The organism is Pseudomonas sp. 9AZ, from assembly GCF_902506525.1.
Classification (GTDB): Bacteria; Pseudomonadota; Gammaproteobacteria; order Pseudomonadales; family Pseudomonadaceae; genus Aquipseudomonas; species Aquipseudomonas peli.
Genome location: NZ_LR733840.1, coordinates 505,696 through 520,855 on the forward strand (window position 1 = coordinate 505,696; position 15,160 = coordinate 520,855).

12 protein-coding genes are annotated in these 15,160 nt (G+C 60.0%); 1 reads left to right on the forward strand and 11 read right to left on the reverse strand.

Annotation, left to right across the window (positions count from 1 at the left end; genetic code table 11):
- Nucleotides 1–40: 40 nt before the first annotated feature.
- Nucleotides 41–1,153 carry an S-(hydroxymethyl)glutathione dehydrogenase/class III alcohol dehydrogenase gene (locus tag ALTER154_RS02485; protein ID WP_090248360.1) on the reverse strand — a complete coding sequence of 371 codons (1,113 nt, stop codon included), beginning with the start codon at nt 1,151–1,153 and terminating at the stop codon, nt 41–43.
- A 125-nt stretch (nt 1,154–1,278) separates the two neighbouring features.
- Here ALTER154_RS02485 and ALTER154_RS02490 point away from each other — a divergent pair, with 125 nt between their 5' ends.
- Nucleotides 1,279–2,166, forward strand: coding sequence for a LysR family transcriptional regulator (locus tag ALTER154_RS02490; protein ID WP_160085121.1), 888 nt, complete (start codon nt 1,279–1,281; stop codon nt 2,164–2,166).
- On the opposite strand, the gene ispD is transcribed toward ALTER154_RS02490, so the two are convergent.
- The 10 genes from ispD to lpxB all read right to left on the reverse strand — a co-directional run bounded on the left by ispD (nt 2,163) and on the right by lpxB (nt 15,160).
- Nucleotides 2,163–2,873, reverse strand: coding sequence for a 2-C-methyl-D-erythritol 4-phosphate cytidylyltransferase (ispD, locus tag ALTER154_RS02495; RefSeq protein ID WP_160085122.1), 711 nt, complete (start codon nt 2,871–2,873; stop codon nt 2,163–2,165). The two genes, ALTER154_RS02490 and ispD, sit on opposite strands and share 4 nt — an antisense overlap.
- Nucleotides 2,870–3,151, reverse strand: a complete 282-nt coding sequence (gene ftsB, locus ALTER154_RS02500) for a cell division protein FtsB (protein ID WP_090248365.1) — start codon at nt 3,149–3,151, stop codon at nt 2,870–2,872. The genes ispD and ftsB overlap by 4 nt, the downstream gene beginning before the upstream one ends.
- A gap of 65 nt (nt 3,152–3,216) precedes the next feature.
- Nucleotides 3,217–4,506 carry a phosphopyruvate hydratase gene (gene eno / locus ALTER154_RS02505; protein ID WP_160085123.1) on the reverse strand — a complete coding sequence of 430 codons (1,290 nt, stop codon included), beginning with the start codon at nt 4,504–4,506 and terminating at the stop codon, nt 3,217–3,219.
- 145 nt (nt 4,507–4,651) lie between these two features.
- Nucleotides 4,652–5,497: a 3-deoxy-8-phosphooctulonate synthase gene (gene kdsA / locus ALTER154_RS02510; protein WP_160085124.1), complete on the reverse strand. Its 846-nt coding sequence runs from the start codon at nt 5,495–5,497 to the stop codon at nt 4,652–4,654.
- Between the two features lie 4 nt (nt 5,498–5,501).
- A complete protein-coding gene (locus ALTER154_RS02515; RefSeq protein ID WP_160085125.1) occupies nt 5,502–7,133 on the reverse strand; it encodes a CTP synthase in 1,632 nt (543 codons plus the stop codon).
- A gap of 168 nt (nt 7,134–7,301) precedes the next feature.
- Complete coding sequence (gene tilS, locus ALTER154_RS02520; RefSeq protein ID WP_160085126.1) at nt 7,302–8,618, reverse strand: tRNA lysidine(34) synthetase TilS; 1,317 nt, start codon at nt 8,616–8,618, stop codon at nt 7,302–7,304.
- Nucleotides 8,619–8,678: 60 nt separating this feature from the next.
- Complete coding sequence (locus tag ALTER154_RS02525) at nt 8,679–9,629, reverse strand: acetyl-CoA carboxylase carboxyltransferase subunit alpha (protein WP_160085127.1); 951 nt, start codon at nt 9,627–9,629, stop codon at nt 8,679–8,681.
- A 168-nt stretch (nt 9,630–9,797) separates the two neighbouring features.
- Complete coding sequence (gene dnaE, locus ALTER154_RS02530) at nt 9,798–13,319, reverse strand: DNA polymerase III subunit alpha (RefSeq protein WP_160085128.1); 3,522 nt, start codon at nt 13,317–13,319, stop codon at nt 9,798–9,800.
- Between the two features lie 111 nt (nt 13,320–13,430).
- Nucleotides 13,431–14,027, reverse strand: coding sequence for a ribonuclease HII (gene rnhB, locus ALTER154_RS02535; RefSeq protein ID WP_160085129.1), 597 nt, complete (start codon nt 14,025–14,027; stop codon nt 13,431–13,433).
- Nucleotides 14,027–15,160 carry a lipid-A-disaccharide synthase gene (gene lpxB, locus ALTER154_RS02540; RefSeq protein ID WP_160085130.1) on the reverse strand — a complete coding sequence of 378 codons (1,134 nt, stop codon included), beginning with the start codon at nt 15,158–15,160 and terminating at the stop codon, nt 14,027–14,029. Before lpxB ends, rnhB begins: the two co-directional genes overlap by 1 nt.

Here is a 15,160-nt window from a genome sequence, read left to right on the forward strand (position 1 = left end):
GGGGCCTCCATTGGGCGGCTGTTACAGCCGCCCAGCGCAATCAGAAGTGGATAACGGTGCGGATGCTCTTGCCTTCATGCATCAGGTCGAAGGCCTTGTTGATGTCTTCCAGCGGCATGTTGTGGGTGATGAAGGTATCCAGCGGGATTTCGCCTTTCTGCGCCTTTTCCACATAGCTCGGCAGCTCAGTACGGCCCTTGACGCCGCCGAAGGCCGAACCGCGCCAGACGCGGCCGGTCACCAGCTGGAACGGACGGGTACTGATTTCCTGGCCGGCACCGGCCACACCTATGATCACCGACTCGCCCCAACCCTTGTGCGCGCATTCCAGCGCCGCGCGCATCAGTTGCACATTGCCGACGCATTCGAAGGAATAGTCCACGCCGCCGTCGGTCATCTCGACGATGACCTCCTGAATTGGCTTGGCGAAATCTTTCGGGTTAACGAAATCAGTCGCGCCCAGCTCACGGGCCACCTCGAACTTGGCCGGGTTGATATCGATGGCGATGATGCGTGAGGCCTTGGCCATCTTCGCGCCGATAATCGCCGCCAAACCAATGCCACCCAGGCCGAAGATCGCCACGGTAGCGCCCTCTTCCACCTTGGCGGTGTTGAGCACGGCACCGATACCGGTGGTCACGCCACAACCGAGCAGGCAGACCTTCTCCAACGGCGCTTCCTTGGGGATCACCGCCAGGGAGACTTCCGGCAACACGGTGTATTCGGAGAAGGTCGAACAGCCCATGTAGTGGTAGATCGGCTCGCCGTTGTAGCTGAAGCGGCTGGTGCCGTCCGGCATCAGACCCTTGCCCTGAGTGGCGCGTACCGAGCTACACAGATTGGTTTTGCCGGATTTGCAGAATTTGCAGGCGCGGCATTCGGCGGTGTACAGCGGAATCACGTGATCACCCACCTTGACCGAGGTCACGCCCTCACCGATCGCCTCAACGATGCCGCCGCCTTCATGACCAAGAATCGCCGGGAATACCCCTTCGGAATCTTCGCCAGACAGGGTGTAAGCATCGGTATGACACACGCCGGTGGCAACAATACGCACCAACACTTCCCCGGCCTTGGGCGGCGCCACATCGACTTCGACGATTTGCAGCGGCTGATTAGGGGCAAAGGCTACGGCAGCACGGGACTTGATCATGATCGCTCTCCAGCGGATTCAACGGTGGCGCAGAGTGTAGATCAGTGATGCAGATAGATAATCCGCCAAAAAACAAAACATTCTTGCTATACAGGGATAATCAAACCGTACCAAGGATATCCACCATGAATCGCTGGGAAGGCCTCGATGAATTTGTCGCCGTAGCCGAGTGCGGCCAGTTCACCGCCGCCGCCGAACGCCTGAGCCTGTCGTCATCCCAGGTCAGCCGACAAATCGCCCGCCTGGAAGAGCGCCTGCAAACCCGCCTGTTCTACCGCAGCACCCGCCGTGTTGCGCTGACCGAGGCCGGGCTGACCTTCTTGCAGCACTGCCAACGCCTGCAGGATGCCCGCGAAGAAGCCCTGCGCGCGGTGGGCGATCTGGGCAGCGAACCCAAAGGCCTGCTGCGCATGACCTGCGCGGTGGCCTACGGCGAACGCTTTATCGTGCCCTTGGTCACCGACTTTATGCTGCAGCATTCGCAATTGCGGGTGGATATCGAACTGAGCAACCGCACCCTCGACCTGCTGCATGACGGCCTCGACCTGGCCATCCGCCTGGGCCGCCTACAGGACTCAAGCCTGGTGGCCACACGCCTGGCACCAAGGCAGATGTACCTGTGCGCCGCCCCCGAGTACCTGCAGCACTATGGCAGGCCGCACTCGTTGTCGGAACTGGCGCGACACAACTGCCTGATCGGCAGTTCGGACCTCTGGAGTTTTCAGGCCAGCGGCCGCGATTCCAGCCTGCGGGTACAGGGCAACTGGCGTTGCAACAGTGGCCAGGCGGTGCTGGAAGCTGCATTACGCGGCCTTGGACTGTGTCAGCTACCGGATTATTACGTGCTGGAACATTTGCGCAGCGGCGCGCTGGTCTCGTTGCTTGATAACCAGCAACCACCGGACACTGCAGTGTGGGCTCTCTATCCACAGCAACGGCACCTATCACCCAAGGTGCGGCAACTGGTGGACTTTCTTAAACAGGGGTTGGCGCAGCGCAGCGAGTATCGCTAGCTCTTCAGGTGCCAAAGGCTGGCCAAGCTGCGCAAATCTTCAGGACGGGTGACTTTCAGGTTATCCGCACGCCCTTCTATCAGGCGTGGCGCGTGCCCGGCCCACTCGATGGCCGAGGCTTCGTCGGTAATCGCCTGACCGGCAATCAGCGCATCGGCTAGCGCGCGCTGCAATTCACCCAAACGGAACATCTGCGGAGTAAAGGCCTGCCAGATGATCGAGCGATCTATGGTGGCCTGCACCCGGCCATCGGCGCCAGCACGCTTAAGCGTATCGCGCGCCGGTACGGCCAACAGGCCACCCACCGGGTCATCAGCCAGCTCACTGAGCAGCAGATCCAGATCACTGCGTGCTAGGTTTGGCCGCGCGGCATCATGCACCAGCACCCAATCCTGCTCCTGGGCACCCAGCTCACTCAAACGCAGCAAACCGCTCAGCACCGAATCGGCGCGCTCGACACCGCCATCGGCGCGATGGATACGCGGATCGCTGGCACAACCCAAGTTCGGCCAATAAGGATCGTCCACCGCCAGGCTGACCACTACCGCACGCAGTTGCGGATGATCGAGAAAGCACGCCAGGGTGTGTTCGATAATGCTTTTACCGGCAAGCTGTAGGTACTGCTTGGGCCGATCGGCGCGCATCCGGCTACCAATGCCAGCAGCCGGGATCAGCGCCCAGAAAGGGGGTAATTCAGAGGTATTCATTCAGCCAACTGATAGAGGGTTTCGCCCTCTTTAAGCATGCCCAGCTCATGCCGCGCACGCTCTTCGACGGTTTCCATACCGCTTTTCAGCTCCAGCACTTCTGCCTCAAGAATCCGGTTGCGCTCTTGCAACTGCTGGTTTTCGCCCTGTTGATCGGCGATCTGCTGCTGCAACTGGGCCACCTGCGCCAGGCTGCCATCGCCGACCCACAGGCGATACTGCAGACCTGCCAACACGGCAATCAGCACGATAAATACCCAGTAAAAGTTATTGCGCATAGCGTAAAAAGCTTCCGAACGAAAAAGGGGCGACTCGCGCCGCCCCTCTTTTACCATGCCTGGGTTCAACCACGGAACTCGGCGCGGCCTTTGTAAGGTGCTTTGCCAGCCAGCTGCTCTTCGATGCGCAGCAGTTGGTTGTACTTGGACACGCGGTCCGAGCGGCACAGCGAGCCAGTCTTGATCTGGCCAGCAGCAGTACCGACCGCCAGGTCAGCGATGGTGCTGTCTTCGGTTTCACCCGAACGGTGCGAGATCACGGCGGTGTAACCGGCAGCCTTGGCCATCTGAATGGCTTCCAGCGTCTCGGTCAGGGTGCCGATCTGGTTGAACTTGATCAGAATCGAGTTACCGATCGACTCGTCGATACCGCGCTTGAGGATCTTGGTATTGGTCACAAACAGATCGTCGCCCACCAGCTGTACTTTGCTGCCGATCTTGTCAGTCAGCACTTTCCAGCCAGCCCAGTCGGACTCGTCCATGCCGTCTTCGATGGAGATGATCGGGTAACGCTCGGACAGACCGGCCAGGTAGTCAGCAAAACCTTCGGCGTTGAAGACTTTGCCTTCGCCAGCCAGGTCGTATTGACCATCCTTGAAGAACTCGCTGGAAGCGCAGTCCAGCGCCAGGGTGACGTCGTCGCCCAGGGTGTAGCCGGCGTTAGCAACGGCTTCAGCGATAGCAGCCAGGGCGTCTTCGTTGGAGGCCAGGTTCGGCGCGAAGCCGCCTTCGTCACCGACGGAGGTGCTCAGGCCACGGGCCTTCAGCACGGCTTTGAGGTGGTGGAAAATCTCGGTGCCCATGCGCAGCGCGTCGGCGAAGGTTTTCGCGCCTACCGGCTGAACCATGAACTCCTGGATATCAACGTTGTTATCGGCATGCTCGCCGCCATTGATGATATTCATCATCGGCACCGGCATCGAGTAGACGCCCGGAGTGCCATTCAGGTCGGCGATGTGTGCGTACAGCGGCACGCCCTTGGCCTGAGCGGCAGCCTTGGCAGCGGCCAGGGATACGGCGAGGATGGCGTTGGCGCCCAGGGTGGCTTTGTTCTCGGTACCGTCGAGGGCAATCATCGCCAGGTCGAGGGCTTTCTGGTCAGTTGCATCTTTACCCAGCAGCAGGTCGCGGATCGGGCCATTGATGTTGGCCACGGCCTTCAGCACGCCCTTACCCAGGTAACGGCTCTTGTCGCCATCACGCAATTCCAGCGCTTCACGCGAACCGGTGGAGGCACCGGACGGCGCGCAGGCGCTACCCATGATGCCGCCTTCGAGAATTACATCGGCTTCCACAGTAGGGTTACCACGGGAATCGAGAACCTCACGACCTTTGATGTCGACGATCTTTGCCATTGCGTGTAGCACTCCAAAAAATTGACGAAAAGGGTAGTACCGAGTTGCACACTCATTGAACGCCGAAGGTTAAGCCAGCGCACAATATGTACCGACTATTTAGTCAGATTGTATACAAACTGCACTTTACCGGAGATTTGCCGTTTCAGGCAGTCTCAATCGGCGCAAAACTCTTGATCAAATCATCCAGCTGCTTGAGCTGGGTGAGGAACGGCTCCAGCTTGTCCAGACGCAGGGCGCAAGGGCCGTCGCATTTGGCATTGTCCGGGTCCGGATGCGCTTCCAGGAACAGACCAGCCAGGCCCTGACTCATGCCTGCCTTGGCCAGATCAGTGACCTGAGCACGACGACCGCCAGCGGAATCGGCGCGACCGCCTGGCATTTGCAGGGCGTGGGTCACGTCGAAGAACACCGGGTAGTTCATCTGCTTCATGATGCCGAAGCCGAGCATGTCCACCACCAGGTTGTTGTAACCGAAGCTGGAACCACGTTCGCAGAGAATCAGTTGGTCATTACCGGCCTCTTCACACTTGGCCAGGATGTGCTTCATCTCCTGGGGTGCGAGGAACTGGGCTTTCTTGATATTGATCACCGCGCCGGTCTTGGCCATGGCCACGACCAGGTCGGTCTGCCGCGAAAGAAACGCCGGCAACTGGATAATGTCGCAGACATCGGCCACAGGCTGCGCCTGATACGGCTCATGCACGTCGGTGATCACCGGCACGCCGAAGGTCTTTTTGATTTCCTCGAAGACCTTCATGCCCTCTTCCAGGCCTGGGCCACGGAATGAGGTTACGGACGAGCGGTTGGCCTTGTCGAAACTGGCCTTGAACACGTAGGGAATGCCGAGCTTGTCGGTAACCCGCACATACTCTTCACAGGCGCGCATGGCCAGATCGCGGGATTCGATGACGTTGATCCCGCCGAACAGCACAAACGGCTTGTCGTTGGCGATTTGAATGTCGCCAACCTTGATGATTTTCTGCGCCATATCCCTAGGCCTTCTTGGCTTTTTGCGTCAGCGCTGCAGTCACGAAGCCACTGAACAGCGGGTGGCCATCGCGTGGAGTCGAAGTGAACTCCGGGTGGAACTGGCAAGCGACGAACCATGGATGATCCGGTGCTTCCACCACTTCAACCAAAGCGCCATCGCCTGAGCGGCCGGTGACCTTAAGGCCGGCTTCAATCAGCTGCGGCAACAGGTTGTTGTTCACCTCATAACGATGACGATGACGCTCGACGATTACATCTTTGCCGTAGCAAGCGTGCACTTGCGAGCCAGACAGCAGCTGGCAGTCCTGTGCGCCCAGGCGCATGGTGCCGCCAAGGTCGGAAGCATCGGTACGCTGCTCGGTCACGCCGGTCGCATCCTGCCATTCGGTAATCAGGCCGACCACTGGATGCGTGCTGACGGTGTCGAATTCGGTGGAGTTTGCATCAGTCCAGCCCAAGACGTTGCGGGCGAACTCGATCACCGCCACTTGCATGCCGAGGCAGATGCCCAGGTAGGGAATCTTGTTTTCGCGAGCGTACTGCACGGTCTTGATCTTGCCTTCCACGCCGCGTAGGCCGAAACCACCCGGAACCAGAATGGCATCCACGCCTTCAAGCAGCGCAGTGCCTTTGTTCTCGATGTCTTCGGAGTCGATGTAGCGCAGGTTAACCTTGGTGCGGTTCTGGATGCCGGCATGGCTCATCGCTTCGATCAACGATTTGTAGGCGTCCAGCAGCTCCATGTACTTGCCGACCATGGCGATGGTGACTTCGTGCTCCGGATTCAGCTTGGCATCGACCACGCGGTCCCACTCGGACAGGTCGGCACCGTTGCATTCCAGGCCAAAGCGCTCGACGACGAAGTCGTCCAGACCCTGGGCATGCAGCACGCCTGGAATCTTGTAGATGGTGTCAACGTCTTCCAGGGAAATCACCGCACGCTCTTCAACGTTGGTGAACAGCGCGATCTTGCGACGCGAGGAGATATCGATCGGGTGATCGGAACGGCAGATGAGCACGTCTGGCTGAAGGCCGATGGAGCGCAGCTCCTTCACCGAATGCTGGGTCGGCTTGGTCTTGGTTTCGCCAGCGGTGGCGATATACGGCACCAGGGTCAGGTGCATGAGCATGGCGCGCTTGGCACCTACTTCCACACGCAGCTGGCGAATGGCTTCGAGGAACGGCTGCGACTCGATATCGCCCACCGTACCGCCGATTTCAACCATGGCCACGTCAGCATCGCCAGCACCCTTGATGATGCGGCGCTTGATCTCGTCGGTGATGTGCGGGATGACCTGAATGGTCGCACCCAGGTAATCACCACGGCGCTCGCGGCGCAGCACGTCTTCGTAGACGCGGCCGGTGGTGAAGTTGTTGTTCTGGGTCATGGTGGTGCGGATAAACCGCTCATAGTGGCCCAGGTCGAGGTCGGTCTCAGCGCCGTCGTGGGTGACGAACACCTCACCGTGCTGGAAGGGGCTCATGGTGCCCGGATCGACGTTGATATAGGGATCCAGCTTGAGCATGGTGACCTTCAGGCCCCGCGCCTCCAGGATAGCCGCCAATGAAGCCGAGGCGATGCCTTTCCCCAATGAAGAAACAACACCACCCGTGACGAATATGTAGCGCGTCATGAAAAACCCTAGAAGTCTGCGTTTAAGCGGTCAATGCCGCCGGGGAAAGCGAAGGAATACCGAAGCGGCCAATTGCAATACACCGCAATTAGCTAGCCCTGCCGATTCCCAAAGGGAGTCAACAAAAGCTGTAGTAAGACGGGAGCGTAGTCTACCGGAAAGGGCTTATCAGCTCAAACCTTGATCATTCGTCGGTGGCTGCCAATGCAATTGCCAGCTGCCATCAGCGGCGCCCTGCATACCTGGCAGGTTGGCGATTGCAACCACCTGGTTATCCAGACGCAGCAACGGCAGGCGATCACGGACAAAAGCCGGTACGCGCAACTCATTGAATAAACGCTTGAGGTCGCGGTTTCCGCGCCCAGGTAACAATATCTGGTCACCGGGCTGGCGATAGCCCAACTGCCAGTTGCCTGCAGGCAGCTGACCATCAATTCGCACACTGCCATTGGCGGGCAATACCAACTGCTGATTGTCTTGAACCGTCACATTGACCGGTACTGGAGAGCGCAGCCAGTCGCCGGCCAACCACCACAGCCGCTCATCACTGCGGCGCAGCTCCCCAGCTGCCAACTTCCAGACTGGCGCAGCATCCGGCGCTGCATCGCGCAGCGCCTGCCAGCCGGCCCAATGTTCGCTATCCGGCATCGCCGTCAGCGGGCGGAGCCAGTAACGCAGGGCATTGCGCTGACGCGGCTCACTCAGACTGCGCAGCGTAGGCAGTGCCAGATTTGGTAACCGCAGCCAGGCAAACTCGGCTGACACCCGCGCGGCGGCTATATCCTGCTGCGCCAATTCATCGAGCAACTGCGCGGACTCACTCAAGTGCGCGGCGCTACGAGCCATATTGGTAGCGGCTTGCGGCCAGCGACTGAGCAACACAGGCAACACCTGACGGCGCAGGTAATTGCGCGAGAAGCGCTCATCCGCATTTGACGGATCTTCGATCCAGGCCAGCTTGTGCTCACAGGCATACGCCAGCAGCTCATCGCGCGAGCAGTTGAGTAGCGGCCGAACCAGCTGCCCCCCCCCCAATGCACGACTCATCGGCATGGCCGACAAACCCTGCACGCCGGCACCGCGCAACAGGCGAAACAACAGGGTTTCCGCCTGATCATCACGATGCTGCGCGATCAGCAGTAGTTCACCTATGCCAAGACGGGCCGCAAAAGCCGCGTAACGGGCCTCGCGCGCCGCACGCTCAAGGCTGGCACCGGAAGCTACCTGCACATATTCAATCTGCAACGGCACAGACAAATCTGCGCACAGTTCACGGCAATGCGCCGGCCAGGCATCGGCCGCAGCCTGCAGGCCGTGATGAATATGAATGGCGGAAAGAGGCGGCAATGCCTCGCGTTGCGCGAGGCTGGCCAGCAGGTGCAACAGCACCGTGGAATCCAGCCCCCCGGACAAGGCTACACACCAGCCCGAGGCACTACGCCAGGGCTGCAGGGCATCACGCAAACGAATATGCACAGGAGTCATCGGCCAAGCTTAAAGCAACAACGGGCCCGAAGGCCCGTTGTATGCGCAGCTACCGAGCAATCAGGCAATTCCGTAGCTCATCAGACGCTCATAACGACGCTTGAGCAGCGCGTCGGTATCGAAGGTCTTGAGCATGGACAACTGCGTCAGCAAGGCCTGCCGCACCGACTCGGCGGCGGCAGCTGGGTCGCTGTGTGCGCCGCCAAGTGGTTCACCGATTACCTGGTCAACAATGCCCAGGCCTTTCAGGCGCTCGGCCGTAATACCCATGGCCTCGGCGGCATCTGGCGCCTTTTCTGCGGTCTTCCACAGAATCGAGGCGCAACCTTCCGGCGAGATCACCGAATAGGTGGAGTACTGCAGCATGTTCAGCTGATCGCATACGCCAATCGCCAAGGCACCACCGGAACCACCCTCACCGATTACAGTGGCGATGATCGGGGTTTTCAGGCGCGCCATAACGCGCAGGTTCCAGGCGATGGCTTCGCTCTGGTTGCGCTCTTCGGCGTCGATGCCTGGGTAGGCACCCGGGGTGTCGATAAAGGTCAGGATCGGCATCTTGAAACGTTCGGCCATTTCCATCAGGCGACACGCCTTGCGGTAGCCCTCCGGACGCGGCATGCCGAAGTTGCGGCGCACCTTTTCGCGAATCTCACGGCCTTTCTGGTGACCAATCACCATCACCGGCTCACCATCCAGACGGGCAACGCCGCCCACCAGGGCCGCATCGTCGGAGAAGTGACGGTCGCCATGCAGCTCATCGAACTCGGTAAAGATGTGCTGCAGGTAATCCAGGGTGTAAGGACGGCGTGGGTGGCGCGCCAGCTGAGCGATCTGCCAGCTGCTCAGGTTGCCGAAAATGCTTTCGGTCAGCGAGCTGCTCTTGTCCTGCAGGCGGGCGATTTCATCGTTGATGTTCAACGAGTTGTCGTTACCGACCAGGCGAAGCTCTTCGATCTTGGCTTGCAGGTCGGCGATCGGCTGTTCGAAATCGAGAAAATTCGGGTTCATAGTCATCCGTCTTGCGTCGACGGCCAAGTGGCCGGGAGCTGTATCCGTTATCGCGCTCTACCTTATAGCAGCAGGCGCATTCAGGTCGACACCCGGTTCTGTACGAAAGCCTTCAATACAGAACCCACTGGGTATCACGACCGACCGGCGAAGCCTGAGCCTCGCAAATCAGCGGTAGTGCAAAAAGACGTTGTCGCGGCCGAACTGGTCACGCAATGCCTGAATCAGACTGTCAGCCGGCTCAATGCGCCAGCCTTCGCCAAACTGCAATTGCGCCTTGGCGTCACTGCCGCTGTAGTCGACAGTGATCGGGCACGCACCGCGATGACGGCCGCACAAGTCGGCCAGCCAACGCAGACGATCGCCCTGCAAGGCGCTGCTGGCGACCTTCAGACGCAAGCTATCGGCCAGACCGGTTCGCGCTTCTTCCAGACTCATCACCCGTTTGGCACGCAGGCGCAGACCACCGGAAAAGTCGTCATTACTCACCTCGCCTTCGACCACCACCAGGGCGTCGGTCTGTAACAAGGCTTGAGCACTGTTAAAAGCTTCGGCAAACAGAGAGGCCTCGATACGCCCGGAACGGTCATCGAGGGTGATAAAGCCCATCTTGTCGCCCTTCTTGTTCTTCATCACCCGCAGGTTGACCACCAGACCGGCAATCGTCTGATCGCCGCGTGCGGCTTTCAGGTCGACGATGCGCTGGCGGGCAAACCGCCGCACTTCGCCTTCGTACTCATCAATCGGGTGACCAGTCAGGTACAGGCCCAGGGTGTCTTTCTCACCTTTGAGGCGCTCTTTCAGCGTCAGCTCGCGGGCACGCAGATGATTGAGGTAAACATCCGCCTCGGCATCGGCAAATACCCCGCCGAACAGGTCCATATGCCCGCTCTCGGCGCTGCGCGCAGTCTGTTCGGCGGCCTGCACAGCCTCCTCCATTGCACCCAGTAATACCGCGCGATTGCGGTCGATATTGGCCTTGTAGGCTTTCAGCTCTTCATGGAAATGCGGTCCCAGACGGTCCAGCGCGCCGCTGCGGATCAGCGCTTCGAGGGTGCGCTTGTTGATGCGCTTGAGGTCGACGCGCGAGCAGAAGTCGAACAGGTCCTTGAACGGTCCTTCCTGACGCGCCTCGACGATAGCCTCCACTGGCCCCTCGCCGACGCCCTTGATCGCACCCAGGCCGTAGACGATCCAGCCTTCGTTGTTAACCGTGAACTTGAACTCGGAGATGTTCACATCCGGCGCATCGAGGCGCAGCTTCATGCTGCGGCATTCCTCGATCAGGGTGACCACCTTGTCGGTGTTGTGCATATCCGCCGACAACACCGCCGCCATAAAGGCCGCCGAGTGGTGCGCCTTAAGCCAGGCCGTCTGATACGAGAGCAAGCCATAGGCAGCGGAGTGGGATTTGTTGAAGCCGTAACCGGCGAACTTCTCCACCAGATCAAAGATGTTACCCGCCAGGTTCGCATCGATCCCGTTGCTGGCGCAGCCTTCAATAAAGCCACCGCGCTGCTTGGCCATCTCTTCGGGCTTTTTCTTACCCATGGCGCGGCGCAGCATATCCGCACCGCCGAGGGTGTAGCCGGCCATGACCTGGGCGATCTGCATCACCTGTTCCTGGTACAGGATGATGCCGTAGGTCGGCTTAAGCACCGGCTCAAGACCCGCGTATTGATAGTCCTGATGCGGGTAGGAAATCGGCTCACGACCGTGCTTACGGTTGATAAAGTCATCCACCATGCCCGACTGCAGCGGCCCCGGACGGAACAGGGCCACCAGAGCGATCATGTCTTCCAGGCAGTCCGGCTTGAGCTTTTTGATCAGCTCCTTCATGCCACGCGATTCAAGCTGGAACACCGCAGTGGTCTCGGCCTTCTGCAGCATGCTGAACGTCGGTTTGTCGTCCAACGGAATAAAGTCGATGTTCAGATCCGGCAAGCCCTTCTTGGCCTGCTCGCGGTTGATGGTCTCCATCGCCCACTTGATGATGGTCAGGGTGCGCAGACCAAGGAAGTCGAACTTCACCAGGCCGGCGGATTCCACATCGTCCTTATCGAACTGGGTGACTAAGCCGCCACCCTCGTCATCGCAGGCTATCGGCGAGAAGTCGGTAAGTTTGGTTGGCGCGATAACCACGCCACCGGCGTGCTTGCCGGTACCGCGACAGATGCCTTCGAGCTTGAGCGACATCTCCCAGATTTCCCGGGCGTCTTCGTCGACCTTGAGGAAGTCGCGCAGCGGCTCTTCCATCTCGTAGGCTTTTTCCAGGGTCATGCCGACTTCGAAAGGAATCATCTTCGACAGGCGGTCGGCCAAGCCGTAGGACTTGCCCTGCGCCCGCGCCACGTCTCGCACCACCGCCTTGGCCGCCATGGTGCCGAAGGTGATGATCTGGCTCACCGCGTTACGGCCGTATTTCTCGGCCACGTAATCGATTACCCGGTCGCGGCCGTCCATGCAGAAGTCGACGTCGAAGTCGGGCATGGACACCCGTTCCGGGTTGAGGAAACGTTCGAACAGCAGGTCATAGGCCAGCGGATCGAGGTCAGTAATCTTCTGCACGTAGGCCACCAGCGAACCGGCACCCGACCCACGGCCTGGACCGACCGGGACGCCGTTGTTCTTCGCCCACTTGATAAAGTCCATTACGATCAGGAAGTAACCGGGGAAGCCCATCTGGATGATGATATCCAGCTCGAAATTCAGCCGGTCGATATAGACCTGACGCTTCTCTTCGTAATTGGGCGTGGTCTCCTTCGGCCAGAGCACCGCCAGGCGCTCTTCCAAGCCCTCGAACGAGACCTGGCGAAAGTATTCGTCCATGGTCAGCCCGGCCGGCACCGGGAAATCCGGCAGGAAGTACTTGCCCAGCTGCACTTCGATATTGCAGCGTTTGGCGATCTCGATGGTGTTTTCCAGCGCTTCCGGCAGGTCACTGAACAGCTCGGCCATTTCCTCCGGACTTTTTAGATACTGCTGATCGGAATAGGTGCGCAAACGGCGCGGATCATCCAGACTGCGGCCTTCGCCGATGCACACGCGGGTTTCGTGGGCGGCGAAATCGTCCTGCTTGATAAAGCGCACATCGTTGGTCGCTACTAGCGGCGCTCCGACCTTGTCAGCCAGGGCCACCGCAGCGTGAAGATGTTCTTCGTCATTGACCCGGTTGGTGCGCTGTACTTCCAGGTAGAAACGCTCGGGGAACACCTCCATCCACTCGCGCAGTAAGGCTTCAGCCGCCGCTGGCTCACCATCGAGCAAGGCATGGCCGACTTCGCCTTCCTTGGCTCCAGAGAGCGCAATAAGGCCTTCGGCCGCTTCCTTGACCCAGTCACGCTGGATGATCACCAGGTCATTGCTCTGCCCTTCGCTCCAGCCGCGCGAGACCAGTTCAGTGAGGTTGCGATAACCCTTGGCATTCATCGCCAGCAGGGTCATGCGGCTGAGCGGGCCATCTTCATCGGCACTGGCCAGCCAGATGTCGGCGCCGCAGATTGGCTTGATACCGCCGCCCATGGCCGCCTTATAGAACTTCACCAACGAGCACATATTGCTCATATCGGTGACCGCCACCGCCGGCATTCCAGCTGCCGCCACCGACTTGATCAGTGGCTTGACCCGCACCAGCCCATCGACCAGGGAAAACTCGGTGTGCAAACGCAGGTGGACGAACGAAGCGGTCATGGCAGTCCTATACAAAACGCAAAAACGACAAGGCAGGGATTGTACAACCGCAGCAGCGCGCGACAAGCGCTACCGGGCACAGGATAACGAGGGAATTTCGCCAGCGTTGTGTCAGTCGTCCAACAACGCACGTACCGGGCCAAAAGAGCGCCGGTGAATCGGGGTCGGCCCTAGGCGCCGCAGCGCTTCCAGGTGTACCGGAGTCGGGTAGCCTTTGTGCCCGGCGATACCGTAACCGGGGTATTGCTTATCAAGCAGCTGCATCTCGCGATCACGGCTGACCTTGGCCAGAATCGATGCCGCAGCAATCGCCGGCACCTGGCTATCGCCTTTAATCACCGCGGCGCTGGGCACCTGCAGTTTCGGGCAGCGATTACCATCGATCAGCGCCAGCTTGGGCGTGACGCTCAAGCCCTCGACCGCGCGCTGCATGGCCAGCATGGTGGCCTGCAGGATATTCAGCTGATCGATTTCTTCGACCTCAGCGCGGGCGATGCACCAGGCCAGAGCTTTTTCACGAATCTCGTCGAAGAGTTTTTCCCGGCGCGCCTCGGTGAGCTTTTTCGAATCGTTCAGGCCGAGAATCGGTCGCGCCGGATCGAGAATCACCGCCGCAGTCACCACTGCGCCACACAGCGGGCCACGGCCGACTTCATCGACGCCAGCCACCAGCTCCTGCACCTGGGTGAAATCCAGCCCGAGCTGCATCAGCCGCGACCTGTCAGCTGCAACACAGCTTTGGCGGCCTGCACCGAAGCGTCACGTCGCAGTGCGCGGTGAATCACATCAAAGCCTTCGGTCTGCACCTCGCCGCCATCCAGCAATGGCGCCAGCAACTGGGCCAATGCTTCAGCCGTAGCGGCATCCTGAATCATCTCGGGTACCAGCAAACGCTCAGCCAGCAGATTCGGCAGGGAGATATAAGCACTGGTGACCAGGCGCTTGAGGATGCGGTAAGTCAACGGCGCAACCTTGTAGGCCACCACCATAGGTCGCTTGTACAGCAGGGCCTCAAGGGTCGCCGTGCCGGAAGCGATCAGCACCGCATCACAGGCCGCCAGCGCCTCATGGGAGCGGCCATTAAGCAAGGTCAGCGACAGATCACGGCCCACCAGCATCTGCTCAAGCTGCGCACGGCGCTCCAGGCTGGAACAGGGCAGGACAAACTGGATACCGGGGCGCAAGGTGCGCAACCGCACGGCGGCATCGAGAAACAGGCTGCCCAGGCGCGATACTTCGCCGCCACGGCTACCCGGCATCAGGGCCACCACTGGCTGATCATGCGATAAGTTCAGCGCATCACGGGCCGCGGCGCGATCCGCCTGCTGCGGAATGGTATCGGCCAGCGGGTGGCCGACAAAGCGCACCGGCACCTGATGATCCTGATAGAACTGCGCCTCAAACGGGAACAGGGTCAGCATCAGGTCGCAGGCCTCACGAATCTTCAGCACGCGCTTCTGCCGCCAGGCCCACACAGACGGGCTGACGTAATGCACGGTCTTGATGCCCGCCTGACGCAACTTGAGTTCAAGGGTCAGATTAAAATCCGGCGCATCGATGCCGATAAAGACATCCGGTTTGGCCGCGATCAGGGTATTGATCAGCCGCTTGCGCCGCGACAGCAGCTCAGGCAGACGGCCAAGTACCTCGACCAAGCCCATCACCGACAAGCGCTCCATCGGAAAATAGGAATTCAGCCCCTGGGCCTGCATCAGCGGGCCACCGACACCGATAAATTCGATCTGTGGGTATTTGGCTTTGAGGGCCTGCATCAGGCCCGCACCGAGAATATCGCCAGACGCCTCGCCAGCGACCAGCGCGACACGCATCAGGTCAGTCAT